18 protein-coding genes and 1 tRNA gene are annotated in these 26,334 nt (G+C 61.9%); 13 read left to right on the forward strand and 6 right to left on the reverse strand.

All coding sequences use genetic code 11. The annotated features are described in order from the left end of the window. Positions 1 to 101 precede the first annotated feature (101 nt). From DWU99_RS07350 to DWU99_RS07400, 11 genes are all read left to right on the forward strand, one after another. Entirely contained in the window at positions 102 to 2,579 is a 2,478-nt protein-coding gene (locus DWU99_RS07350) for a TonB-dependent receptor (protein WP_115477375.1), read from the forward strand. 227 nt (positions 2,580 to 2,806) lie between these two features. Beyond that, entirely contained in the window at positions 2,807 to 4,207 is a 1,401-nt protein-coding gene (gene ppnN / locus DWU99_RS07355; protein ID WP_115477376.1) for a nucleotide 5'-monophosphate nucleosidase PpnN, read from the forward strand. 70 nt (positions 4,208 to 4,277) lie between these two features. Beyond that, positions 4,278 to 4,354, forward strand: a tRNA-Asn gene (locus DWU99_RS07360). A gap of 262 nt (positions 4,355 to 4,616) precedes the next feature. Further along, entirely contained in the window at positions 4,617 to 5,744 is a 1,128-nt protein-coding gene (locus tag DWU99_RS07365) for a transglycosylase SLT domain-containing protein (RefSeq protein ID WP_115477377.1), read from the forward strand. Between the two features lie 82 nt (positions 5,745 to 5,826). Beyond that, positions 5,827 to 6,717, forward strand: coding sequence for a prolipoprotein diacylglyceryl transferase (lgt, locus tag DWU99_RS07370; protein ID WP_115477378.1), 891 nt, complete (start codon positions 5,827 to 5,829; stop codon positions 6,715 to 6,717). Positions 6,718 to 6,727: 10 nt separating this feature from the next. Continuing rightward, a complete protein-coding gene (locus DWU99_RS07375; RefSeq protein ID WP_115477379.1) occupies positions 6,728 to 7,522 on the forward strand; it encodes a thymidylate synthase in 795 nt (264 codons plus the stop codon). Between the two features lie 212 nt (positions 7,523 to 7,734). Continuing rightward, positions 7,735 to 8,223: a dihydrofolate reductase gene (locus DWU99_RS07380; protein ID WP_115477380.1), complete on the forward strand. Its 489-nt coding sequence runs from the start codon at positions 7,735 to 7,737 to the stop codon at positions 8,221 to 8,223. A 16-nt stretch (positions 8,224 to 8,239) separates the two neighbouring features. Further along, positions 8,240 to 9,205 carry a Nudix family hydrolase gene (locus tag DWU99_RS07385; protein ID WP_233510954.1) on the forward strand — a complete coding sequence of 322 codons (966 nt, stop codon included), beginning with the start codon at positions 8,240 to 8,242 and terminating at the stop codon, positions 9,203 to 9,205. A 40-nt stretch (positions 9,206 to 9,245) separates the two neighbouring features. Further along, complete coding sequence (locus DWU99_RS07390) at positions 9,246 to 9,524, forward strand: putative signal transducing protein (protein WP_115477382.1); 279 nt, start codon at positions 9,246 to 9,248, stop codon at positions 9,522 to 9,524. A 7-nt stretch (positions 9,525 to 9,531) separates the two neighbouring features. After that, positions 9,532 to 10,455, forward strand: a complete 924-nt coding sequence (locus DWU99_RS07395; RefSeq protein WP_115477383.1) for a DMT family transporter — start codon at positions 9,532 to 9,534, stop codon at positions 10,453 to 10,455. 28 nt (positions 10,456 to 10,483) lie between these two features. Further along, on the forward strand, positions 10,484 to 11,002 hold the full coding sequence (locus tag DWU99_RS07400) for an adenine phosphoribosyltransferase (RefSeq protein WP_115477384.1): 519 nt from the start codon (positions 10,484 to 10,486) through the stop codon (positions 11,000 to 11,002). Positions 11,003 to 11,104: 102 nt separating this feature from the next. On the opposite strand, the gene DWU99_RS07405 is transcribed toward DWU99_RS07400, so the two are convergent. The 4 genes from DWU99_RS07405 to oxyR form a co-directional block, all read right to left on the reverse strand. Continuing rightward, positions 11,105 to 11,686: a DUF3501 family protein gene (locus DWU99_RS07405; RefSeq protein WP_115477385.1), complete on the reverse strand. Its 582-nt coding sequence runs from the start codon at positions 11,684 to 11,686 to the stop codon at positions 11,105 to 11,107. A gap of 56 nt (positions 11,687 to 11,742) precedes the next feature. Further along, the gene (locus tag DWU99_RS07410) at positions 11,743 to 13,086 is read right to left on the reverse strand and encodes a (Fe-S)-binding protein (RefSeq protein WP_115477386.1); all 1,344 of its coding nucleotides are present in this window, start codon (positions 13,084 to 13,086) and stop codon (positions 11,743 to 11,745) included. A gap of 108 nt (positions 13,087 to 13,194) precedes the next feature. Beyond that, a complete protein-coding gene (locus tag DWU99_RS07415) occupies positions 13,195 to 13,614 on the reverse strand; it encodes a rubrerythrin family protein (protein ID WP_115477387.1) in 420 nt (139 codons plus the stop codon). A 151-nt stretch (positions 13,615 to 13,765) separates the two neighbouring features. Then, entirely contained in the window at positions 13,766 to 14,710 is a 945-nt protein-coding gene (gene oxyR / locus DWU99_RS07420; protein WP_115477388.1) for a DNA-binding transcriptional regulator OxyR, read from the reverse strand. Between the two features lie 148 nt (positions 14,711 to 14,858). On the opposite strand from oxyR, the gene DWU99_RS07425 reads away from it, so the two are divergent. Both DWU99_RS07425 and ahpD read left to right on the forward strand, forming a co-directional pair. Continuing rightward, positions 14,859 to 15,398 carry a peroxiredoxin gene (locus DWU99_RS07425; RefSeq protein ID WP_115477389.1) on the forward strand — a complete coding sequence of 180 codons (540 nt, stop codon included), beginning with the start codon at positions 14,859 to 14,861 and terminating at the stop codon, positions 15,396 to 15,398. Positions 15,399 to 15,567: 169 nt separating this feature from the next. Next, positions 15,568 to 16,107, forward strand: a complete 540-nt coding sequence (gene ahpD / locus DWU99_RS07430) for an alkylhydroperoxidase, AhpD family (protein ID WP_115477390.1) — start codon at positions 15,568 to 15,570, stop codon at positions 16,105 to 16,107. Positions 16,108 to 16,189: 82 nt separating this feature from the next. Here ahpD and DWU99_RS07435 read toward each other — a convergent pair whose 3' ends face one another. Both DWU99_RS07435 and DWU99_RS07440 read right to left on the reverse strand, forming a co-directional pair. Beyond that, positions 16,190 to 18,142 carry a S8 family serine peptidase gene (locus DWU99_RS07435; protein WP_158543247.1) on the reverse strand — a complete coding sequence of 651 codons (1,953 nt, stop codon included), beginning with the start codon at positions 18,140 to 18,142 and terminating at the stop codon, positions 16,190 to 16,192. 149 nt (positions 18,143 to 18,291) lie between these two features. Continuing rightward, on the reverse strand, positions 18,292 to 26,034 hold the full coding sequence (locus DWU99_RS07440; protein ID WP_158543248.1) for an ESPR-type extended signal peptide-containing protein: 7,743 nt from the start codon (positions 26,032 to 26,034) through the stop codon (positions 18,292 to 18,294). Positions 26,035 to 26,334 lie beyond the last annotated feature (300 nt).

Below are 26,334 nucleotides of genomic sequence, written 5' to 3' on the forward strand. Positions count from 1 at the left end.
GTCGCAGACGCTCTGCGAGCAGTCCGCAGATGCGGGAGCGGTCACGACAAGCGGTCAGAGAAACGATTTCAAAAATCAACAACCGAATTACGGGGCTCTCAATGAAACGAACGCATCTTTCCGCAGCGATTGCCATGGCCTGTTGCATGTCCATGAGCGTTGCGATGGCACAGACCGCCAACAACGGTCCGGCGCAGCCAAGCCAGGACAGCACGGCCAGCCAGCAGCGCGTCAATGCATCCAGCACGTCGAACACCACCACGTCCAACGCGACGGAGCGTGACGTCAAGCAGATGTCCGCGGTAACGGTGCAGGCTCAGTCGCTGTCGCTGGGTGGCGGATTGATGTCGGTGCAGACGGCACCCAAGGCCGTGTCGACCATCACGCGCGAGGCCATCGAAAAGGCCAGCCCCGGCAGCAACTTTACTCAGATGATCGGCAGCATCCCGGGCGTGAACGCGGCGACCGACGACATTACCGGCCTGGCGAACGGCCACTACAGCATGCGCGGCTACGATTCGTCCGACATCGGCATGACTGTGAATGGCGCGCCGATCACGGATACGGGCAGCTACTCCGTGTACGCCACCGAGTACGGCGACTCCGAGAACATGGGCGACATCACGGTGCTGCAGGGCATTCCGGATATCGACATGCCCGACTCCGGCGCGAGCGGCGGCCATATCGGTTGGGCGACCATCGATCCTTCGCATCAGGGCGGCGTGGACTTCACGCAGACCTTCGGCAACAACGACTATCGCCGTACCTTCGTGCGCCTGAACACCGGCGACCTCGGTCCGGTGCGTTCGTGGGTGTCGTTCTCCGACAACAGCGCCAACATGTGGCGCGGTGCGGGCGACCTGCGCGTGTCCAAGGTGGACGGCAAGTCGGTGTGGACCATCGACGACAACAACTCGGTCAGCGCCTCGCTGCAGTACAGCCGCCAGAGCAACCTGGAATATGACGCACTGTCCAAGACCCAGGAACAGCAATCTGGGTATTTCTACAACTACAACAGCACCTGGATTCCGCTGAGCAATCTCAGTGGCGCCGCGCTCAAGAGTGCCGCGACCTCCGACGAGAATTTCTACGCGCTGCACACCAATCCGTACTCCAGCTACATGTTCAGCATGGATGGCGAGTTCAAGGTCAGCGACAGCATTCACCTTTCGGTGATTCCGTACTACTGGTACGGCGATGGCGGCGGCGGCGGCGGTGCGCTGGCGCAGGAAAGCAATTCGCCGATCAACAAGTACCTGTACGCGAACATCGATCTGAACGGCAACGGTTCGGTCACCAACAGCACCAAGACCAACTTCTCCGGCGGCACGGTGTATTCGTATTCGTCGGCGCTGACCTATCGTCCGGGCGTGCTCGCGAAGTTCAACCAGGACTTCGGCATGGACAACAGCCTCGAGTACGGCTTCTGGTACGAGCGTTCGCGCAAGAGTCAGGCTGAAGAGTATGGCCTGGTGGATCCGAACACCGGCACCCCGGGCGACATCTGGGGCAATACCTCGCTCCTGGTCTACCCGACCGGCGGCGCGGTGCAGAAGTTCTACGACGAATACACCACGACCGAGCTGAAGAAAGGCTTCGTCACGGACAACTGGACGCCGAACGACTACTGGACCTTCGTCGCCGGCGTGAGCTACCTGTACGCCACGCGCACGGGCTTCAGCTACGACTATCCGGGTTCGACCACCCAGACCTTCGCGAGCTTCAACAACAACTGGCATAAGTTCCTGCCGATGGCGGGCATCAAGTTCCAGTTGGACGAGCACAACCAGTTCTACATCGGCAGCGGCAAGACCTTCCGCGTGCCGTCGAACACCGCGGCCATCCTCGACGCATTGGCCGGCGTGAACAACTCCGCGCCGGAAATGTCGTGGAATACGGACCTGGGCTGGCGCTACTACGGCGATGCGATCTCGGCCAGCGCCGACGTCTACAACAGCAACTACTTCAACAAGCAGGAAGTGGGTTACAACCCGGTCAACAACGCCGAGATCTACACCACGATCCCGCACATGGACATGCGCGGCTTCAACGGTGAAATCAGCTGGAAGTTCGCCCAGTACTGGAACGTGTACACCTCCTACACCTACACCCAGGCGAATATCCGCGGCGATCTCGATGGCGGTCCGTACGACAGCAACAACGGCAAGGGTCCGGGCATCTATCCGACCAACGGCAAGACCATGCCGGACACCGCGCGCAACATCGGCAACATCAGCCTGGGCTATGACGACTCGCGCATTTGGGCCACCCTGAATGCGCGCGCCACCAGCTCGATCTACGGCGACTACATGAACACCGAGTCGGTGGCTGGCTTCACCACGTTCAACTTCAGCGCGGGCTATCGCTTCGACGATTGGAGCGGCTTCTTCACCAAGCCCTACCTGAAGCTGAATATCGCCAACCTGGCCGACCGTCGTGCGTTTAGCTACGTCAGTTCAGCACCGGTCCTGTCCAGTGCAGCGGTGGGCAAGGCGCTCAACCTGTACAACGGTACGGCGTACTACGGCCTGCTGCAGCCGCGTTCGTACATGATGACCTTCGGCGTGTCGTTCCGCTAAGCAGTTCGGTAACCCGCATTGTCCAGGCAGTGCGGAGCTGGCCGATACATTGCCTGAAGTAGTACACAAACTCCTCGCGGCGTGCTGCGAGGAGTTTTTTTATGGAGGAGCGCGGCGCGGCATGTCCTCATACATTGACCGCATGGCTCCCAAGCGGGATGCTAGGCGGCCGCACGTACGCCGTTCCCGATAGCACGACACGGCGAAGTGGTTAGGAGAAGCACAGCATGAACGACACGCAGATCGACAAGTCCGGCAAGCCCGCCACCGTCAACGCCCGTATTTCGCCTGCTGGCGGCCTGGATATTCTTTCGCGCAACGAAGTCTCGCGACTGCGCGATGCCAGCGGCTCGGGGATGCATGGGCTGCTGCGCCGCTGCGCGCTGGCCGTGCTCAATTCCGGCGACATCAGCGACGATCCGCGCGGCATGTTCGGGCAGTATCCGAATTTCGACATCCAGGTGCTGCAGCAGGATCGCGGCATCAAGATTGAATTGTCGAATGCGCCGGCGCGCGCCTTTGTCGATGGACAGATCATTCGCGGCATCAACGAGTTGCTGGTGGCGGTCGTGCGCGACATCGTCTACGTGTCGACGCAGTTGGAGCAGGGCAATTTCAATCTGGACGATTCGGTGGGACTCACGCACGCGGTGTTCGAGATCCTGCGCAACGCGCGCATCCTCAAACCACAGGTCGATCCGAATATCGCAGTCTGCTGGGGTGGTCACTCGATTTCGCGCGACGAGTACGAGTACACCAAACTGGTGGGTTATCAGCTGGGTTTGCGCGGATTGGACATCTGCACCGGTTGCGGTCCCGGCGCCATGAAGGGGCCGATGAAGGGCGCGACCATCGCGCACGCCAAGCAGCGCCGCAAAAACAATCGCTACATCGGCATCACCGAGCCGGGCATCATCGCGGCCGAATCGCCCAATCCGATCGTGAACCAGCTGGTGATCATGCCGGATATCGAGAAGCGCCTCGAAGCCTTCGTGCGCATGGGGCACGGCATCATCGTCTTTCCAGGTGGCGTGGGCACGGCCGAAGAGATTCTCTATCTGCTCGGTATCTTGCTGCATCCGGACAACGCGGGTATTCCGTTTCCGCTGATCTTCACGGGGCCGAAGCATTCCGCCGCGTACTTTGAACAGATCGACACCTTCCTGAAGCTCGCGCTTGGCGATGATGTCGCGAAACACTACAAGATCATCATCGACGATCCGACCGCCGTTGCACATTCGATGGTGCGCGGCATGGACAAGGTGCGCAACTACCGCCTCGATAACAAGGATGCCTTCTTCTTCAACTGGGCGCTGCATGTTCCGGTGGCGTTCCAGCAACCATTCATGCCCACACACGAAGGCATGCGTGCGCTGGCCATTCATCGTGATCGACCGCGCCACGAACTCGCCGCCGACCTTCGCCGTGCGTTTTCCGGCATCGTTGCCGGCAACGTGAAGGAAGAGGGCGTGCGCGCCATCGAAAAACACGGCCCGTTCGAAATCGACGGCGAAGCCGAGATCATGCGCGCGCTGGATCGCCTGCTGCAGGCCTTCGTGCAGCAGCAGCGCATGAAGCTGCCGGGCGGAACCGCCTACATACCGTGCTACCGGGTCCTGACCACCTGAGCGGCGCCAGGAAATCGCGGGCCGCGACTTGACAGTCTCGGCCCGAATTCCCCAAACTATGCAGCTCCCCGCCCGAATAGCTCAGCCGGTTAGAGCACTTGACTGTTAATCAGGGGGTCGTTGGTTCGAGTCCAACTTCGGGCGCCATATTCAGGCCTTGTGAACGATGTTCCTGGGTCGCAAAAAGCTCGCTTCGGCGGGCTTTTTTTGTGTCTCCGTGCTGCCTGATGCCGCCGGTCAGCAAAGGAACGCTTGGCTAAGCGGCCCGATTTGTGCTTGTCTTGTCGACTGGCCGATCGGTGCCGAACGGATGATGAGCTGTGCTGTTTGTGCAAATGCCCCCCGTTGCGTTCGAAAAGCCGGAAAAGCTGCGCAGGTCGGCGAAGCCGGTTGATGCCGGACGGGTGCCATGAAGCGGTCGCAGGTGACGCAACGGGTCATGCTCTGTGCTCCGGCGACGTTCCGCGAACGCCGCACCGCCGGGCAGCCGTCGCCGACGGCACCAAGAATTGTGATGGTCGACCCGCATGGCTGGGCGAAGCGTCGGCGGATCACCGACCCCCAGCGCAGCATCGCAGGCGCAGAACACGGCAGGAAGGCGTCTTTTGCGCTTCCATCGTTGCAGCAGCCATGGAACGTCGATTCGGCAGCCATGCTGCTTGCGATGAAGCGGTATGCGTATACGCATCGTCGCACCGTGCTCGGCGGTCTTGGACTGGTGGTTGGAGCGGCGGCGGTTGTCGTCGTTGCACACAGTTGGCACGCGAGCATGCCGGCACCGTCGATGCCATCGATGGTGTCGACGGTACGCGTTGCTGCGCCGTCCGCTGCATCGGTTCCACTCTTGCCAGCGTCCGATACCGCGATACCCGCCAAGCGGCTGGCAAACCTTTCACCGCAGCCGTCCTTGCCGAAAACGACGCTGGGACTCTCGGACGACGGCACCATTGTGGTGGTAGCACCTCCGCATGCCAGCAACACGGATGGTTTCAATCTCGATATCACGTCGCCCGGCAATCTTTGGGCGAAAGCCGGCGCGCGTTATCGCATCGATCCCGTGCTCATTTACGCCATTGCATTGGTGGAAACGCGTGGCGTGCAGCCGGATGGTTCGGTAGCGCCGAGTCCGTGGATCGTGCGTATCAACGGTCATTTGCACAACGGCACGCGCGCAGAGTCGGAGCATGCCATCGAACTCGCCAATCTGATGGCGGTGCCGGTGCAGGACGTCGGCATCATGCAGGTGTACTACCCGATGCATCGGGACATCGAACCCGATCCGGTTGCGCTGCTCAATCCCGCGCGCAATATCGATGTCGGCACCGGCTTGCTGCGCAAGGCAATGCAGGAGAGCGGCGATCCGGTGCTGCGGATTGGCTACTACCACAGCCACGATGCGCAACTGGCGCGTGGTTATGGTGAGACCGTGCTCAACGTCTACCACGAATTGAAAACCGCGATGGGCAGGATCCCCATGAGCGGTGTGGCACTGGGACACGCTCAATCTGGCGTGCTTGCCATGCGTGGCGGTGGTTGACGACACGCGCTGTACCGGGGCTGCGACCATGACGTTCCCGCGATCGGCCGCTAAACTGACGCTTTGACCCCCTGGCCACCCCATGTCGCAACCCTTTGTCGTGCAATTCAATCCGGTCGCCCTGCACCTGGGGCCGATCCAGATCCATTGGTACGGGTTGATGTACCTGCTGGGCTTTCTGGGTGCATGGTCGGTTGGCGAATACCGGCGCAGGCGCGGCCGCCTGCCGGTGAACCGCGATGCCCTGGGCGATCTGGCGTTCTACGCCATGATGGGTGTGATCCTGGGCGGTCGAATCTGGTACATGCTGTTCTATTACGCCGGGGGCATGCGCTGGATCTGGACCGATCCGATGGCCCTGTTCCGTGTGTGGGATGGCGGCATGAGCTTCCACGGCGGCCTGCTCGGCGTGCTGGTGGCGGGGCTGTGGTGGTCGCGCCGGCACAAGCTGCACTTTTTCGATACCGTGGATTTTGTCGCGCCGCTGGTACCCATCGGCCTTGGCCTCGGGCGTTTGGGCAACTTCATAAACGGCGAGTTGTGGGGCAAGCCGGGATCGGTGCCGTGGGCGATGATTTTTCCCAATGCGCGCGATGAGGATGCCGCGATGGCTGCGAGCGATCCGCATCTGGCGCAGCTGATGCAGCAGTACGGCGGATTGCCGCGTCATCCTTCGCAAGTCTACGAGTTGCTGCTCGAAGGCGTGGTGATGTTCGCCGTGCTTTGGCTGGTGTCGATGAAGCCGCGTCCGCGTTACCTGATCTCCGGTTTGTTCGCGCTGATGTACGGCTGCTTCCGTTTCGCGGTGGAGTTCGTGCGCGTGCCGGATGCTCAGTTGGGCTATCTGGCGTGGGGCTGGCTGACGATGGGCCAGATCCAGTCGTTGCCATTGATTGTCGTCGGCATCTGGCTGATTTGGCTGGCGCGTCGCGCGCCGACGTTGCCGAAAGCAGAAACACAGCAGACAGCGTAAACTTTCTCGCATGCGCGCCTATCTCGACCTGCTTCGTCATGTGCTGGAACACGGCACCGAAAAAACCGATCGCACCGGTACCGGTACGCGCAGCGTGTTCGGTTGGCAGATGCGTTTTGATCTCAGCGAAGGTTTTCCGCTGGTCACCACCAAGAAGCTGCATCTGAAATCCATCGTGCATGAGTTGATCTGGTTCCTGCGCGGCGATACCAATATCGCCTATTTGAAGGAACACGGCGTCACCATCTGGGACGAATGGGCCGACGAGCGCGGCGACCTGGGACCCGTCTACGGCAAGCAGTGGCGCGCCTGGCCGGCTGCCGACGGGCGCATCGTGGACCAGATTCGCTGGGTGGTCGAGGAAATCAAGCGCAATCCCGATTCGCGGCGCCTGATCATCAGTGCGTGGAATGTAGGCGAGCTGCCGAAGATGGCCTTGATGCCCTGCCACGCGTTGTTCCAGTTCTACGTGGCCGACGGAAAATTGAGCTGCCAGCTTTATCAGCGCTCGGGCGATATCTTCCTGGGTGTACCGTTCAACATTGCCAGCTACGCCTTGCTGACGCACATGATCGCGCAGGTCTGCGGCCTCGGCGTAGGCGATTTCGTGCATACGCTGGGCGACGCGCATCTTTACAACAATCACCTGGAGCAGGCGCGCCTGCAGCTCACGCGCGAGCCGCGTCCGCTGCCGCATCTGCGGCTCAATCCGGATATCGCTTCGATCTTCGACTTCCGTTACGAAGACATCGTGATCGAGGATTACCACCCCCACGCGGCGATCAAGGCCCCCGTGGCCGTCTGATTCCGACTCCATTGCGCGCACCGGTTGCGGGCAGCGCGCCATGCCGCGGAAGGCGACTTCAAGCCAGCCTGCCGGGTGCTCCCAAGTAGAGTACGGTAGGCCATGGGGCTATCATCTCCACCCCACCCGAAACGCTATAATGGGCGGTCAGCACGGCGGGGAGCATCCTCGCCGCGCCTTTCACCTGCCCACCTTTGTGACCCGGAGCATCCATGGCCATTTCGTTGATTGCCGCCCTCGACGAGAACTTTGCAATCGGCCGCAAGGGTCAGCTGCCCTGGCATTTGCCGGACGATCTGCGCTGGTTCAAGCAGCTGACGGTCGGCAAGTACGTGCTCATGGGTTACAACACGGCCGTTTCGATCGGCAAGGCGCTTCCCAATCGCGAGAACCTGGTCCTTTCCCGTCGTCACGAGGCACCGTTTCCGGGGCAGGTGACGGTGCGTTCGATCGAGGAAGCGCAGGCCCGCTCCAACGGCACCGGACTGATGGTGATCGGCGGCGGCAAGGTTTTCCACGACGCATTGCCGATGGCGCAGCGCCTTTATCTCACCTGGGTCGGCGCGGCGGTGGACGGTGCGGATACGTTCTTCCCCGGCATTCATTTCAGCGACTGGGTCGAAGTCAAGCGCACGCACCACAAGAAGGATAGCGATCACAGCTACGACTTCGACATGGTCGAGTACATCCGCAATAGCTGAAAACGCTCCCACTCCCGTGAATAACCGCGCGGCCGCCCAGGTTCACGTCATGGCTGGCGTGCTGTGCGACGCACAGGGCAGGGTGCTGCTGGCGCAGCGTCCGCCGGGCAAGCATCTGGCCGGATTCTGGGAGTTCCCGGGTGGCAAGCTTGAGCCGGACGAACTGCCGCAAAGCGCGCTCGTTCGAGAGCTTCACGAAGAACTCGGCATCCATATCGATGCCGCCGACGGAACGCCGCTGATACGCGTGCCGTGGCGCTACGGCGAGCGCGAGCTATTGCTCGATGCATGGCAGTTCACGCGTTGGCAAGGCGCGCCTGCATCGCTGGAAGGACAGGCGCTGCAGTGGTCGTTGCCGATGCGGGTGGATCTGGCAACACTGGCACCCGCCGATCGTCCCATTCTGCAGGCACTGCGGCTGCCTTCGCTCTATGCGATCACACCGGCTGATGTCGTTCCGGAACAGGCGGAATCGTGGCAGCTGCGCCTGGATGCGGCACTCGCGCAAGGCGTTCGGTTGATTCAACTTCGTTTTCCGTTGTGGTCTGCGGCACAAGTGCGGGCGCTTGCAGCCCGTCTGCAGAAACGCGCTGTGCAATGCGATGCGAACATTCTGCTCAACGGCGATATCGATGGTGCGCGCAGTCTCGGCGACGGTATTGGCGTGCATCTGAGATCCACGCAGTTGCATGCGCTGGACGAACGGCCATTGCCGTGGGCGCAGGTGGTCGGGGCCAGTTGCCATGTTGTATCCGAGCTGGGACGTGCTGCGCATGTCGGGGCCGACTTCGCCACGCTTTCTCCCGTAGCCTCGACGGCCAGCCATCCTGGGGTGGAAGCGCTGGGTTGGTTGCGATTCCAGGCGCTGACCGAAACGGCTGCGTTACCCGTCTACGCGTTGGGCGGCATGATGCCCGCGCAGGCTGACGAGGCGCGTCGCCACGGTGCCCAAGGCGTGGCGGGCATCGGTGCGTTCTGGTGACATGCTTGCTCGGCCGGACAAGCAGCAGTAGCGTGGCCCCATGCGCATCATCTACCGAGCCCAGAGCCTGATCGACGCCCATCTCGTCAAAGATGCGCTAGAGGGCGCCGAAGTGCCTGCTTTCATCTCCGGCGAATACCTCACGGGCGGTGTCGGGCAACTGCCGGCGTTGGACTATGTCGCGGTGCTCGTACCCGAATCGAGCGTGGATGCGGCCGAGGCGATCGTGCGCGAGATCGACCGCGCGCTGGCGGAAGCCAGAGAGGTGATCCAGGAAGAGGACGACGACACCGGCGCGCTGCTGCCGGCGCCGGGCTGAGGCAGTCATGACCGAGTCGTCCGTCGCGACGCCTGCGGGCGTCGTCAGGGAAGTATCCATGCGCGATGCCATCGTTCAGATGGCCATCGGCGCGGCGCTGATTTCGAGCACCAGCCTGTTCGTGGTCTACGCGCAAGCCGCGCCGACTGTTTCTGCCTTTTATCGCATGTTTTTTGGCGGCGGCATGTTGCTGGCGTGGGTGGCGATGAGCGGCGGGTGGCGTCCGATGACTTGGCGCGACCTTACGCTCGCGGTGTTGCCTGCGATCGGGCTTGCTGCCGACCTGATTCAATGGCATCGCAGCATTCTTTGGGTAGGCCCTGGCGTGGCGACCCTGTTGACCAATTTCCAGGTATTCCTGATGGCACTGGTCGGCCTGACCTTCTACCGCGAGCGGCCGGCGCGATGGTTTGTGCCTGGCGTGATGCTGGCGATGATCGGACTGTGGTTGCTGGTGGGCGCCCATTGGTCGGTGTTCGATGCGCAGCATCGATTAGGTGTCTGGCTGGGCCTCGGCAGCGGTCTAGCTTATACGGTTTATTTGCTCAGCTTCCGGCACGCGCTGAAGACGTATCCACATTTGTCGCCTGCGCAGTTTCTCGGCCTCATGAGCCTGCTGTGTGCGCTGCTGTTATGGGTGTGCGGCCTTGGCGAGGGAGATTCGTTTGTCTTGCATGGCGTGCGCAGCTGGAGCGCGTTGCTCGCCTTGGGTTTCTTCGGGCAGGTGCTTGGGTGGTTGCTGATGGTGCGGGCGATGCCGCGGCTGCCTGCTTCGCTGGTGGGGCTGCTGCTGCTGTTGCAGCCGGCGTTGGCATTCGTTCTTGATGTGATCCTGCTCGGCCGGCCTACCGGCGCAGGAGACTGGATCGGGTTTGTACTTGCGCTGGCAGGTATCCTATTCGGTGCATGGCGTCCGCGCCGAAGCGCGTGACCAGACAAATAAAAACGGGAGTACATGCATGACATCGTTAGAAAGCCTGATCCGCGCGGTGCCGGATTTCCCAAAGCCGGGCGTGATTTTTCGCGACATCACGCCGCTGCTGGCCGATGGCGCGGAGTTCGCGCGTTGCGTCGATGCCATGGCGGAACCGTGGCTGGGTCGCGATGTGCAGGCTGTCTGCGGCGTGGAATCGCGCGGCTTCATTTTCGCGGCGGCGATCGCGCACAAGTTGGGTGCGGGTTTTATTCCCCTGCGTAAGCCCGGCAAGTTGCCGCCTCCGGTGATGCATGCCGATTACGCACTGGAATATGGCACCGATCGGCTCGAAGCACGCACCGACACGCTACGGAAGGGCGAACGCGTGTTGCTGGTCGACGACGTGCTCGCCACTGGCGGAACGCTCGGCGCAGCACGCCATCTGCTGGGGCAGCTTGGCGCGGATCTCGTCGGTGCTTCCATTTTGATCGAGCTGCTGGCTTTGCAAGGGCGCTCGCTTTGGCCGGACAGCGTGCCCTTGCACAGTGTCTTGCACTATTGATGCCGAGGCGTTTGCTCTCGAAGATGTAGGAGGATGTGGCTGTCTGGGCGGAACCGGCATGTCGCGCCGCACCGGATTGCCGCTCGTCGGTTGAGCAGGCGGCTAGTCGAAATCTTCGGCCAAGGCTTGGCGTAGTTCGGGCGTCAGCTTGATGTGTTCGCGCATGGCGGGAAGGGTGGACGCCAGCGTGATATCTGCGCCCGCTTTCCAGTCTTCGATCATCGACGCATCGAGTTCGAAACGGAGGAAATGCACCGCGGCGGTTTTTTCCTCGGTGCTGCGGTCCATGTCCTCGTCTGCAATCGCCTTGACGGGCGCATGCCCCGCGACGGTGAGTTCGATATCGTGTTCGATGCCCACCAGTCGTTCCAGTGCAAGCCGGCGTTCCTCGACATCGGGATATTCGACGAACAGCGTTGCCTTGAGATTCTTGCCGTCGGGGATGAGTGGGTTGTAGGCATCGAGTTCGTCCTTGATGCCTTGCGCTTCGAAGATCCGCTCGATGCGCAGCATCTCCTGGATCTGGTATTGAATCGTCAGCTGGTCTTCGAACACCAGTTTCAGGTGATGGCCGAGGTGCGCGCTGCGCGTTTTCTTGTGCGCGATGACGCGCGTGCGGAACGCCGCGCGCTCGGTGGCGTAGGTTTCCAGCGAAAGGAGGTCGTTGCGCTGAAGCTTGTTCATATCTCTTTTCTGGGCCGATGGATCTGCATGCTGAAGCGTGTTGCGCACAGGGCATGTCAAATGCCGTATGCCTTGCGCAACAGGCTCAGGGGATGTTCGGATGCCGGTTTGTCGTCGAGGCCGTGCGCGATGTGACTGCCGGCCATCGGGCAGTCGCTGGTGAAATGCGTGGCTTCCGCCTGGACGACGCGCGTTTCCACGGGTTTGGCGAGCTTGCGGGAAAGCGCATACGTCTTGTGCTTCACGCCGTAAGTGCCGTCGTGTCCGGAGCAGCGTTCGATGGTGGTGACCTCGGTGTCCGGCACCAGTTGCAATATGTCGCGTGTTTTCGGGCCGATTTTCTGCACGCGCTGATGGCAAGGCACCTGCCACGCGACTTTGCCCAGCGATTGCTTGAAGTCGGTGACGAGCATTCCTGCCTTGTGGCGTTCGGCGAGGTATTCGAACGGATCGAAGAAACTGTCGCGCACGAGCGCGACATCCGCATCATCCGGGAACATCAATGGCAATTCCTGCTTGAACATCAACACGCAGGAAGGAATGGCTGCGGTGAAATCCCAGCCATCACGCGCCATCTTGGCCAGAACGGGTATGTTGCGCTCCTTGTACTTGCGCACGGTTTCCAGGTCGCCGAGTTCGAGCTTCGGCATCCCGCAACAGCTTTCCTGTTCGACCATGCGCACGGGAATCGCGTTGTGTTGCAGTACGGCGGCAAGATCTTCGACCACGCCGGGTTCGGAGTGATCGCAGTAACAGGTGGCGAAGATGGCGACCTTGCCGCGTGTGCGGCCTGCGGGTTTCACCTCGCCCGAGCCATCGAGCTTGCGAAGGCGCTTGCGCGCCGTCGGCGTGTGATACGTGGGAACGCGCGCCTGCGCGTCGATGTCCATGGTTTTTTCGAGCAGCTTGCGTGCGGTCTTGTTCTTGTTCGCGGCATTGACCGTCTGCACGACCACGGGAATGGACACCAGCTTGCCCACGACGCGCGTATTGGAAAGCATGCGTGCCGACAGCGGCGCACCGTTTTCACGAAATTCCACGGCCTTCGCGCGTAGCATCACGTGAGGAAAATCCACGTTCCAAGGGTGCGGCGGCACGTAAGGACATTTGGTGAGGTAGCACAGGTCGCACAGGTAACACTGGTCGACGACGTTCTTGTAATCGCTTTTGGCGACGCCGTCGATTTCCATCGAACTGGACTCATCGATCAAATCGAACAAGGTGGGGAAGGCGTGGCACAGGCTCACGCACCGCCGGCAGCCGTGGCAGATGTTGAAGACGCGCTCCAACTCCGCATCGAGTGCCTGCTTGTTCCAGAATTCGGGATTCGTCCAGTCCAGCGGATGGCGCGTGGGCGCCTCGAGACTGCCTTCGCGTGAACCGGTGATCGGCTCGGCCATGATCGTGTCCTCGGTGGCCGACGCATGCCGGCCGTGTGGTTCTTCAGCGAATGAAGGATCACAACAGCGAACCGGCGGCTTCGTTGCGGAAGCCGCCGGCGCGAGACATCAATGCAGTTCGTTCAAAGCTTTCTGGAAGCGGTTGGCGTGCGAGCGTTCGGCCTTGGCCAGCGTCTCGAACCAATCGGCAACTTCTTCGAAACCTTCGTCGCGCGCGGTCTTGGCCATGCCCGGGTACATGTCGGAGTACTCGTGCGTCTCGCCTGCAATGGCGCTCTTGAGGTTCAGATCGGTGCCGCCGAAGGGAAGACCCGTGGCGGGATCGCCGCATTGTTCGAGATATTCCAGGTGACCGTGAGCGTGGCCGGTTTCGCCTTCGGCGGTGGAGCGGAACACCGCGGATACGTCGTTGTAGCCTTCCACGTCTGCCTTGGATGCGAAATACAGATAACGGCGATTGGCCATCGACTCGCCGGCGAATGCATCTTTCAGGTTCTGCTCCGTCTTGGAGCCTTTCAGCTTGCTCATCACATCACCTCGTGGCGTTGGGCTTGGGAGGGGAATGCAGAGACGACCTAGGGGCCGTGCCCTCCGAGCGTAACGCCGTGTTGGCAAGCCATGAAATTGATTGTTCTTATGAAGTTGATTGACCGTGACTATGGCAAAATGCCGCCGCTCATCACGCGACGCGGCGACGTTTTGCACTGGCCGACGCTGCGGTGTGCGGATCGAGCAGATCGCTCGGCAGCGACCGGAACACATCGGCAAGCTGCTTGAGAAATCCACCCATCGCCGAACTCTTGCGCCACAGCATCGCGATACGGCGGCTGGGCGGATGACCGCTGAATTCGACCAGTTGCAGATTCGGCGCCTGCGCCACGGGCGGTTTCACGGCGAGCGTGGGCAGCAAGGTGATGCCGACATTGGCGGCCACCATCTGGCGCAGCGTCTCCAGGCTCGTGGCGCGAAAACCGCTCTTCTCGCCGGCACCCGCCATGTGGCAGACCTCCAGCGCCTGGTCGCGCATGCAGTGGCCGTCTTCCAGCAACAGCAGGCTCTGATCGGAAAGATCGTTGAGCTTCAGCTGCGAACGCTTGGCCAGCGGATGCGATTGCGGCACGGCCAGCAGGAAGGGTTCCTCGAACAAAAATTCGGAGTGCAGGCTGTCGTCGTGGACGGGCAGGGCGAGCACGCCGGCGTCGAGTTTCCCTTCGCGCAGGCGATGCAGCACTGTTTCGGTTTTCTCTTCGACAAGCAGCAATTCGAGGCGCGGAAAACGACTGTGCACCATCGGGACAACGTGTGGCAGCAAGTACGGCCCCAGCGTGGGGAAAATGCCCAGCCGCACCGTGCCCGATTCCGGATCCACCGTGCGCCGCGCGATGCCCTTGATCTGCTCGATTTCGTTGAGTACGTCGCGCGCGCGACTGGCGATCTCGCGTCCGACATCCGTCAGCAGCACCTTGCGCGGCGTGCGCTCGACGAGCGGTACGCCCAGCTCGTCCTCGAGTTTCTTGATCTGCGTGGAGAGCGTGGGCTGGCTGACGAAGCACGCTTCGGCGGCGCGACCAAAGTGCCGGTGTTCGGCCAGGGATACGAGGTAGTGCAGGTCGCGCAGGTTCATCGATGACTCCAATTATAGGCTTCGCCTATGAACCCTATGGTAATAATTGATTTGAACAATGCAAGTGCACCCCCTATCTTTGTACAGGTAGGTGCCGCGGGGTGCGGCGCCTGCGCCCGCTGAAACCCTTATCAATCAGGAGCAATACATGCTGACCATCGGTGACAAGTTCCCGCAGTTCAACGTCCCCGCCACCGTTTCGATCGAAAGTCTCGACAAGGCGTTTCAGAACATCGACAACAACACGTACAAGGGCAAGTGGCTGTGCGTGTTCTTCTATCCCAAGGATTTCACCTTCGTGTGCCCGACCGAAATCAAGGGCTTCAGCGATGTGAACCAGCAGTTTGCCGACCGCGACTGCCAGGTGCTTGCCGCCAGCACCGACTCCGAGTTCGTTCACCTCGCATGGCGCAAGGATCACAAGGATCTGCGCGACCTGAAGTTCCCGATGCTGGCCGACATCAAGAAGGACCTCAGCAACGCGCTGGGCATCCTGACCGAAGACGGCGTGGCCCAGCGCGCCACGTTCCTGGTCGATCCGCAAGGCGTCATCCGCTTCGTCTACGTGACCGACGGTTCCGTCGGCCGCAACCCGGCCGAAGTGCTGCGCGTGCTCGACGCCCTGCAGACCGACGAACTGTGCCCCTGCAACTGGAGCCAGGGCGACGAGACCCTCAAGGTCGCCTGATTCCAGTTACCGCCAGCACTCCGCGCCGCTCATCCCCCTCCCCATCGGAGCGCGCGGAGTCGTCGCGGCGGCGAAGTTCGCTTCGCCGCCGCTTTTTTTTCTTGCTGCGAACGCTTGAGGCCACGCGTGGGCTTCCGGCTCGCATGCCGAAAATTCAAAGAGGTGTCCCATGAGCCTTGCCGACCTGAAAGCCCAACTGCCCGATTACGCGAAGGACCTGCGGCTTAATCTCGAATCCGTGCTGAGCGAAGGCGGTGCACCGGGTCTGACGAACAAGCAGATTTTCGTGATCGCACTCGCTTCGGCGATCGCGTCGCGCTACAAGCCGCTCACTGCTGCGATCGCTGAAGAAGCGGCCAAGTATGCGAGCGCGGAAGAACTCAACGGTGCTCGCGTCGCCGCGGCGATCATGGGCATGAACAACATCTACTATCGCTTCCTGCACCTGGTTGAAGAACCGGAATACGGCACGCTGCGTGCGGGCCTGCGCATGAACGCGATGTCCAATCCAGGTGGTTCTAAAGTCGACTTCGAACTCGCATCGCTCGCCGTGTCTGCGGTGAATGGCTGCGGCATGTGCCTGGAATCGCACGAGAAGACACTGCGTAAGCACGGTCTTTCTGCGCAGCCGATTCAGAGCGCCGCGCGCATCGCCGCGGTGATTCATGCTGCTGCGGTTGCACTCGAACAAGCCGACGTCGCCGGTTAAACACGTAATAGCACGGAAAATAAAAACCCCGGCACATGTGCCGGGGTTTTTTTATGCAGCGTGTGCAGCGTGAAAGCGCCGATTACGGGTTGTAGTCCGCCAGCACCGAGATGTTGCTATAGCTGCCCTGCGGCGCGGTTACAAGTATGTAGTACGTGGTCGCTTGCGGTTGCGGAATAACTACCGCTTCGCTGGTGCCGGGCTTGATCGAGCTGAAATCCGCATTGCTGCCGTTAGCGGACGGGGCGCTGCCGGCCTTCACGTACAAGCCCACGTTGCCCGAACCGCCAAGGGTGCGGATGTTCAGCGTCGTGGCACCTGCTGGCACGACGATCGAGTACAGATTGCTGGTGGTGGAGCTCTGGCCGGACAGCAACACACCCTTAGTCAGCGGCGTGGCGCTTGGAGCAGTTCCGCCACCGTTAGCCAATGCAAGGTTGACCGCGGCGTAAGCATCGACAATACCTGCGCCAATCGGATGGTCTTCGGCGACAGGGAACGCTCGTGCCGACTTCACAACCACGTTGGTGATTTGAGCGGGGGTAAGCGCTTGCGCGCCAGCAGCCTTCACAGCACCATCGATCATGGCTACGGTGCCGGTAACTTGGGGTGCGGCCTGCGAAGTGCCTGCCATGCCGCCATAAGCCTCAGCTGGATCGGCAGGATAAATGGGTGTTGTCGCGCCCAAATTCACAGCCTGCCAGATGAAGCCATTGTCCACGATCTGGCCTGACGAGGCATCGTTGGCATAAATGCCGCCGCCCGGAGCCGAAATCGTAATGCCACTGCCGTAGTTGGAATAGAACGCGCGCTTGCCCGTGATGCCGTTGGAGGCGACTGCGATGACGCCCGGGCAGCTTGCCGGTGTGAAGTTGGCAACATCCGCCGCGCTGTTGCCAGCAGCCACCACCACCGTGGTGCCACGGCTGATTGCATCTTGGATAGCAGCGTATTCGGGGGTGGTGGCATCGCACGTCCCGCTACCGCCGAGGCTCATGTTGATAACTTGAGCCGGTTGCGCCAGATCAGGCACGCCATTGATGTGACCACCGGATGCCCATTCGATGGCGTCGGAAATGTCGGAATCGTAGCCGCCGCAGTGGCCCAGTACGCGCACGGGCAGGACCTTGGCGTTGTAGGCAATACCGGCCATGCCGATGCCGTTGTTGGTGAGTTCAGCGACTTCGCCGGACACCACCGTACCGTGCCAGCTGCTTGGCTCACCATCGGCGGGGTTGTTCGAACCGTAGCATTCTTGCAGATAGGGTTGCGTGTTATCCCAGTCGCCAAGGTCCCAGCCGCCCGGCACGCGATCGTCCGTGGGGCGGCCGGAGACGAACGAATCGGTGATGAAGTCGTATCCGATATTGTTGGTGGCCAGCGAATAATCCAGGTCGGGGTGCTGCGTAATACCGGTGTCGATCACGGCTACGGTGATGCCGGTGCCATCGGCGATATTCCACGCATTGTTGACGTCGGCCCCGCCCGTTGGATTGAAGAAATACCACTGGTACTCCTCGTAGTACGGGTCATCAGGCGTAAAGGCTTGTAGTGCCGCATTAGCCTGTGCATTCATTGCAGCGGGTGCGGGAATGTCTTTGACCCGGTACATCTTGTAATCCGGCTGCACGTGCGCAACCGACGGGTCAGCAGTGAGCTGTGCCATCAGCGTGTTCGCTTCGCTCTGATTGAGCTTGCGCGAGGTGCGGACCAGATCGGAACCGACAGCGAGCTTGCGTTGGTACGACGCCGACACGGCGGCCACCGTGGCGCCGCCCGTGGACGAAATCGTCGCACGGTCCAGACCGGCACGGCTGATGGCAGCCTTGACGTTTTGCAGAGCAGCGGTGCTGCTGCTGCGCTGAGTCGTGCCGTCTTTGTAGGTAACGATGAAACGATCATAGGTTTGATTCGCCTGACCAACGCCGACAAACTTGGCCGATAGCGTGGGTGCATCAGCAGCATGAATCGCCGATGCGGACAAGAACAAAGCGGCAGCCAACGCGCCGAAACGAAGTGTGTGAAGTGACTTCATGACACATGGATCCTTGAAGTGAGGCCTGGGACTATCCGCGTCCAGGGTGAAATGGCGGACGATGCGCAATCGTCCGGTTCTCGCCATGCCGTGAACGGCATGGCGATGTGCAAGCGCCCTCTCCCCTCGCGCGAAGAGGGCGCAATTCGTTACCAGCCGAAGCTGACGCCGACCGTGCCGCTGGATTCGCCACCACCGGCAATCGAGCCGCCGATCAGCACGGCGCCGTTACCCGAAATGCGATGAGCGAGGCCAACCGCCAGCGCTCCCTGACCGGCGTAGGTACCGGCTGCCGCACTCACGCGATTGTCGGTGCCCGGTGCCGCCGCAATGGCGCCGGCCATACCGGCCATCGCCGTGCCCATGGCGCCCACGCGATTCAAGCGCAGGTTGACCGAGTGGAACTGGCTGTTCACCGAGTCGCGGAACGCGTTGAAGTTGTCACTGGTGACCAGGCCTGCGGTCTTTTGATCGGTATACGCATTGGCGGAGCTCAGTGTTTGTGTATCACCGGCATCGGCGTACGACTGCGCAGCGTCGATGGCACTTTGCGTAGCTGCCGCCACTTGGCTGACGTTGGCTGCATCGGTGGCGTTGACCCCCGCGGCGACGTTGGTGATCTGACGTTCCGCACCGACGCTACCCACCGATACCGTGTTGGCTTGATCAGCGACCGAGCCGGCACCGACCGCGACGGCATTCGATGCGGTGACCTGACTACCCTGACCGATAGCGGTACCGGACGATGCGGTGACATTGCTGTCCGCACCCACTGATGTGGCATTCGAAGCCGTGCTGGCAATTTGTGCATTAGTGCCCGCGATGGTGTTCGTATCCGTGATGCTTGCCGCTTGTGTCGTGCTGGTGCTTGGGACGTTGCTGCTTGTTGCCGGCACGAGTGTGCTGCTGCTCGTGCCTAGACTGCTCACCTGGGTTTCGAGACTTCCGACGCGTCCATTCAACGAATTGATGCTGTTGAGGGCACCTGTCATGGCGCCGTCCAGGGCACTAAACGCGCCGCTCACGTTGTTGAACATGTTGCCTTGGATGCTGAATTGCGGCAGGCCCATCATGCCGTTGGCATCCATGGCGACATTGCCCCCGATGGCGGCGGCCAGCGACTTGTACTGGTTCACGTTCACTGCATCCGTGCTGTTCAGGCCGGCTGCGACGTTGGTGAGTGTCGTTCCGCTGTTACCGCCGAACGTGATCGAGGCCTGGTTGCTACCTGCATCGTAAGCAAGGGCTGAAACGGTGTTGCCGCTGGCATCCATCAGACCTGCCTGCTTGAGCTGAGCAACGTTGACCGCATCGGTGTTCTGGGTGCCTGCCTTGACGTTCGTGATCTGACGTTCGCTACCTACGCGGCCCACGGAGACCGTGTTGTCGCGATCGGCAAAGCTGCCGTTGCCCAGCGCCACGCTGTTGTAGCCAGTGCTCAAGCTGTTGGCACCCAGTGCCATGCTGGCATTGCCAATGGCGGTTGCGCCAAACCCGAGCGCAGTGCTTTGCACGCCCATCGCCGTGCTCGTTGCGCCTATAGCCACCGTGCCATCGGTAGTTGCCTTGGCATTGGCGCCGCTAGCAACCGACTGCGTGCCGCTGGCGCTGGCGTCGTCGGTACCATCGTTCATGCCATTGGCTTTGAAGTAGCGATTGGTTTGGGTGCCGGCATTGGCCACCGCATCCAGCTGCGACTTGTTCACCGCATCGGTGGCTTGGGTACCGGCAGCCACGTTGGTGATCTGGCGTTCGTCGCCGGCACTGCCCACAGAGACACTCATGTCGCGATCGGCCACTGACAGGTTGCCCAACGCGACGGAGCGGCTGCCTTCGCTTAGTGCACCCGTGCCAATCGCCACACTACGATCGGCTTGGGCTTGCGCACCGGCTCCTAGCGCAGTGGAGGCGAATCCACCCGCATAAGTGTTGGCGACATAAATGTCGTTACCTACAACATCGCCATAGATGCCGCCAATGGCCGTGCTGGACTGCCCCGACACACTGGCGAGCGTACCGATGGCGACGGAGTTGCTGGCATTTGCACCGGTGCTTGCAGCGACGCCCATGGCGATGGAAGCTGGGCCGTGAGCTTCCGACGCCAGACCGATGGCAATGCCGCCACTTGCCGCGCTATCTACATAAGATTCAGCGCCCAGAGCCAGCGAACCATCTGCCTGCGCATTGGCGGTGTAACCGAATGCACTCGCTTCCAAACCGCTGGCATTGGCTTGCTGGCCTGCGGCGATACTGTTGTCGCCGATAGCCGAGCTGCCATAGCCGACGGCGGTGCTGAAATTACCAATGGCGTTGGCGCCGCTGCCAAAGGCTGAGCTGCCCATGCCCATGGCGAAGCTGCCCGAGCCGGCGGCAGTGGCGTACTGACCACTGGCGATCGCATCGTCATTACCGTTGCCGGTGGCGGCGAAGTAATGGCTGGCGGCACCGACGCTGTCGGAGAGCGCATCCAACTGCGACTTGTTCACCGCATCGGTGTCTTCGGTGCCTGCGGCCACGTTGGTGATCTGGCGTGTGACAGCGTTGTGCTCGACGCCATAACCATCCGTCCAAGCCGAATCGGCACCGACCGAGACGGTGTTCGCCCGATCAGCATACGAACCCGAACCCAGCGCCACTGCATTCGTAGCACCGTAAGCCACTTCGCTGCTTTCGCCGATGGCGGTGCCGTTGCTGTCGAAGCTGAAGGTATTGGCACCGATCACGGTGCTCTTGGGTGCCCAGCTCGCGATGTAGCTGCCTGCCCCGACCGTTGTGGCGCGATAAGCGTTAGCTCCCGCATTGGAGCCCACTGCAGTGATTTCATCCACCGTATAGCCACTGCCTGCACCTGCGCCCAGTGCGGTTGAGTTGTTGCCCAGCACCCACGCCCCGGAGCCGGCTGCCAACGTGTTATAGCCAATGGCCGAGGCAGCGCCACCCAGAGCAGTGGAGAACATGCCAGTAGCCGTGCTGGCCCAACCCAAGGCGACCGTGCCGAGATTGGCCGTCTGCGCCCGTTCGCCGATGGCGATGCTGCGAACGCCGTTGGCTTGGCTGTTCAGGCCCATGGCTATCGAGGACCAGCTGGTGGAAGCACTGTTGGAACCGATGGCGATGGCGTTGTAGTACGACGCGGATGCCCCGCCACCCAGCGCCAGCGACTGGTCACCGCTGGCCTGCGCATTCGCACCCATGGCAATAGCGCTGTCGCCGAGTGCCGCGCTGCCATAGCCGGAGGCAACGCTGTATTGACCGATGGCATTGGCACCACTGCCGAAGGCCGACGCACCATCGCCCATCGCAAAGCTGCCCGAGCCGGCGGCGGTAGCGTACTGGCCGCTGGCGATCGCATCGTCGTTACCTTGGCCGGTGGCGGCGAAGTAATGACTGGCGGAGCCAACGCTGTCGGAGAGTGCATCCAACTGCGACTTGTTGACCGCATCGGTGGCCTGGGTACCGACGGCCACGTTGGTGATCTGACGCTCGTTGCCAACGCTACCCACCGAAAGAGTGTTGTCGCGGTCGGCTACCGAACGTGCTCCCAGTGCGATGGAGTTGATGCCCGTTACGGCGGTCGAATTACCGATCGCCACGCTCTCCGCCGTCAGGCCGTAGTAGCCGGCATACGGACCAAGCGCTACCGAATTGGCGCCGTAGGTAGTTGCTGCGAAGCCGAGCGCGACACTGGTCTTGCCGCCGGCTTGGGCTGCCGGGCCCAAGGCCATCGAATAGGTTCCGGTGCTCATCGTGGGACGAACGATGATGCTGTGGCTAACGTTATCGACAAGCGCGCCTGTCGAGCCTATCGCCATGCTCGACGACCCATTAGCCGTGGCATAGGCACCCATGGCAATGCTGCCGCTGGCGCTGCTGCCTACGGTGGCAGCCGAACCGATGGCGATGCCGCTGTAAGAATTGGTGCCCACGGAGGCGCCATAGCCGTACGCCTGGCCGAAATTCGCAGTGCTGTCCACCGCGCCGCCGGCAACCGCCACGGAGTTGTAGCCCAGCGCCTGCGAGCTGCTACCCAGCGCAGTGCTCATAGTGCCATTCGCCGTTGCGTTGTTGCCAAGGGCGACACTGCTGTCGCCGATGGCCGAGCTGCCATAGCCGGTGGCGGTGCTGAAATTGCCAATAGCGTTGGCACCACTGCCGAAGGCCGATGCACCATTGCCCATCGCGAAGCTGCCCGAACCGGCGGCGGTGCCGTACTGGCCACTGGCGATCGCATCGTCGTTGCCTTGGCCGTTGGCGGCGAAATAGTGGGTGGCATCGCTTACGCCGTTAGCCACGTCATCCAGCTGCGACTTGTTGACCGCATCGGTACCTTGGGTGCCGGCGGCCACGTTGGTGATCTGGCGTTCGTGTCCGACGCGGCCCACCGATACCGCGTTGGCACGGTTGGCGATGGAGTTGGCGCCCAGCGCCACGCTGCCGGTGGTGAGCGCTTGCGCGCTGTAGCCAAGTGCCATCGCATTGTCCGCCTGCGCACGGCTGACATTGCCGAGTGCGGTGGAATTGACGCCACTGGCGGACGAGCCACTACCAACTGCCGTGGAACTTTGGCCGTAAGCGAACGAGCTTGCGCCAACGGCCGTAGCATTGCCGCCGATGGCGTAGCTTGCCACGCCCAACGCTGCCGCATTGTCCCCGGTTGCCAAAGCTAAAGCACCTTGGGCAAGGGAGTAGTTGCCGGCGGCTTGAGCGCCAGCACCGGTAGCGGTGCTGAAATTACCCGTGGCCGCGCTGTATGACCCGGCTGCCGTCGCCCTCACACCCGTGGCGATGGCATCGTCGCTGCCGTCGTTGTTGCCGTTGGCTTTGAAGTAATGCTGTGCGTCGCTGACGTTGCCGGCCAAGGTATCCAACTGCGACTTGTTGACCGCATCGGTGGCCTGCGTACCGGCCGCCACGTTAGTGATCTGGCGTTCGGCACCTGCGCTGCCGACGGAGACGGTACTGTCACGATCGGCGACGGAGTTCGAGCCCAGCGCAACGCTGTTGTTCGCTATCGCGGCGCTGCCGTAACCCACGGCACTGCTGTAGCTACCGATAGCATTGGCGCCACTGCCGAAGGCTGATGCGCCATCGTCCATCGCGAAGCTGCCCGAACCCGCGGCGGTGGCGTATTGACCGCTGGCGATCGCATCGTCGTTGCCTTGGCCGTTGGCGGCGAAATAGTGAGTGGCATCGCTCACGCCGTTAGCCACGTCATCCAGCTGCGACTTGTTGACCGCGTCGGTGTCTTGGGTGCCGGCAGCCACGTTGGTGATCTGGCGTTCGTGTCCCACGCGGCCCACCGATACTGCGTTGGCACGGTTCGCGATGGAGTTGGCACCCAGCGCCACACTGCCTGCAGTGAGCGCTTGCGCGTTGTAGCCCAGTGCCATCGCATTGCGTGCCAGCGCGTAGCTGTCAACGCCGAGCGCGGTGGAATTGACGCCATTGGCGAACGAGGAGCCGCCCACTGCCGTGGAGCTTTGGCCGTAAGCGTAGGCGCCTCCGCCGACGGCCGTACTACCGTCGCCGCTGGCGAGGCTTGCCATGCCCAACGCGACCGACATGTCCCCGCCGGCGAATGCGTAGGCACCTTGGGCGAGAGAGGTGACGCCGGCGGCTTGAGCACCGATACCGGTGGCGGTGCTGTAATTGCCGCTGGCCACGCTGTCTGCCCCGGCCGCCGTCGATTTTATCCCCGTCGCACTCGCATCGTCGCTGCCATCGTTGTTGCCATTGGCTTTGAAGTAACGCTGTGCACCGCCGATGTTGCTGGCCAAGTCATCCAACTGCGACTTGTTCACCGCATCGGTGGCCTGCGTGCCGGCCGCCACGTTGGTGATCTGGCGTTCGTGTCCCGCGCTGCCCACGGATACCGAGTTGGCGCGGTTCGCGATGGAGTTGGCACCCAGCGCCACACTGCCTGCAGTGAGCGCTTGCGCGTTGTAGCCCAGTGCCATCGCATTGCGCGCCTGCGCATAGCTGTCTGTGCCGAGCGCGGTGGCATTGACGCCATTGGCGAACGCGTCATAGCCGACCGCCGTGGAACCTTGGCCGTAAGCGAAGGAGAATCCGCCAATAGCCGTGGAATTTTGGCCGTAAGCGAAGGAGTCTTCGCCAACGGCCGTAGCATTATCGCCGATGGCAAAGCTCGCTACGCCCAACGCGGTAGCGCTGTCTCCCTCTGCCAATGCGAAGGCACCTTGGGCGAGGGAGTAGTTGCCGATGGCTTGAGCGGCAACACCGGTGGCGGTGCTGAAATTGCCCGTGGCCAGGCTGTATGACCCGGCCGCCGTCGCCTTCACGCCTGTGGCGATGGCATCGTCGCTGCCGTCGTTGTTGCCGTTGGCCTTGAAGTAATGCTGTGCGTCGCTGACGTTGCCGGCCAAGGTATCCAGCTGCGACTTGTTGACCGCATCGGTGGCCTGCGTACCGGCCGCCACGTTAGTGATCTGGCGTTCGGCACCTGCGCTGCCGACGGAGACGGTATGGTCTCGATCGGCGACGGAGTTCGCGCCCAGCGCAACGCTGTTGTTCGCTATCGCAGCGCTGCCGTAACCGACGGCACTGCTGTAGCTACCGATAGCATTGGCGCCGCTGCCGAAAGCCGAGGCACCGGTGCCCATGGCGAAGCTGCCCGAACCGGCGGCGGTGCCGTACTGGCCGCTGGCGATCGCATCGTCGTTGCCTTGGCCGTTGGCGGCGAAATAGTGAGTGGCATCGCTCACGCCGTCAGCCACGTCATCGAGCTGCGACTTGTTGACCGCGTCGGTGCCTTGGGTACCTGCAGCCACGTTGGTGATCTGGCGTTCGTGTCCCACGCGGCCCACCGATACCGCGTTGGCACGGTTGGCGATGGAGTTGGCGCCCAGCGCCACGCTGCCTGCAGTGAGCGCTTGCGCGTTGAAGCCCAGCGCGATGGCATTGCGCGCTTGTGCGTAGCTGAAGGTGCCGAGCGCGGTGGCATTGACGCCATTGGCGAATGCGAGACTGCCGACTGCCGTGGAACTTCGGCCGTAAGCGAGGGAGTCGTCGCCAACGGCCGTAGCACTGTCGCCGATGGCGTAGCTTGCCACGCCCAATGCGGTCGCACTGTCCCCGTTGGCGAATGCGAAGGCGCCTTGGGCGAGGGAATAGTTGCCGATAGCTTCGGCGGCAACACCGGTGGCGGTGCTGTAATTGCCCGTGGCCACACTGTATGACCCAGCCGCCGTCGACCTCACGCCCGTGGCGATGGCATCGTCGCTGCCGTCGTTGTTGCCGTTGGCTTTGAAGTAATGCTGTGCATCGCTGACGCTGTCGGCAAGCGTCTTCAACTGGGATATGTTCACCGCATCGTGCGCATCAACGCCATTGGCGACATGGATGACGCGGCGCTCTTGTCCTGCACTGCCTACGGAGACGACATTGTCGACATCGGCGACCGATCCGGCACCAAGCGCAACGCTGTTGTTGCCCGATGCAGCGCTGTTTTGCCCCAGTGCAATGCTGGCCGTGCCAGAGGCGAACGCGTCGTGGCCGATCGCGATGCTGTTGTCGCCGCGCGCGGTCGACATGTAGCCAAGCGCCGTCGAATAGTCGCCCATCGCCAGCGAGCGATTGCCCAGGGCGGTGCTGTAGTTGCCCAGGGCCGACGCCAGCGAACCACAGGCGAACGCGTTGCTCAACGCATAAGGCTGATTGGCCGGCGCAAACGTTCCCGTGCAGACATCGGCGTGCGCGGACTTTGGCGTCAACGCCATGGCCAGCATGATGGCTACTGAAATACCGACAAGACGGAGGCCGGAGCGCTCTTGTTTGCGGCTGTCGACCACCACATCGCAGCTGGCCAGCTCGGATGCCACCACGACAGCGCCCAGCGATGCGTTCCAGACTTTGCTGTAAATCCTGTTCATGCTTGATATTTCCTCCATGCGGATAAGGAATGCAGGACGCGCACGGCAACGCATGCGTACGTCGAGGCGATGGAAGCCGGATAGAAATTCCCCTCGATCCTGCTTTCGTGTGTGGCCGCAGCCGGTGGTCTGTCTGTGTCAGGCCCGTGCATGTGGCGCATGGCGAGCATCACGATTCGTGTAAAGATGTGTCACGCACGGAAAATCACGGAAATTCACTTCTTTCACGCTTTCTCACGGTTTCTCACACGCGTGCTGGCGATCCATGCCGGAGGATGCATGCGGGGTCGCAGCCTTACG

The sequence above is a fragment of the Dyella psychrodurans genome (genome assembly GCF_003363265.1).
Taxonomy (GTDB): domain Bacteria; phylum Pseudomonadota; class Gammaproteobacteria; order Xanthomonadales; family Rhodanobacteraceae; genus Dyella_B; species Dyella_B psychrodurans.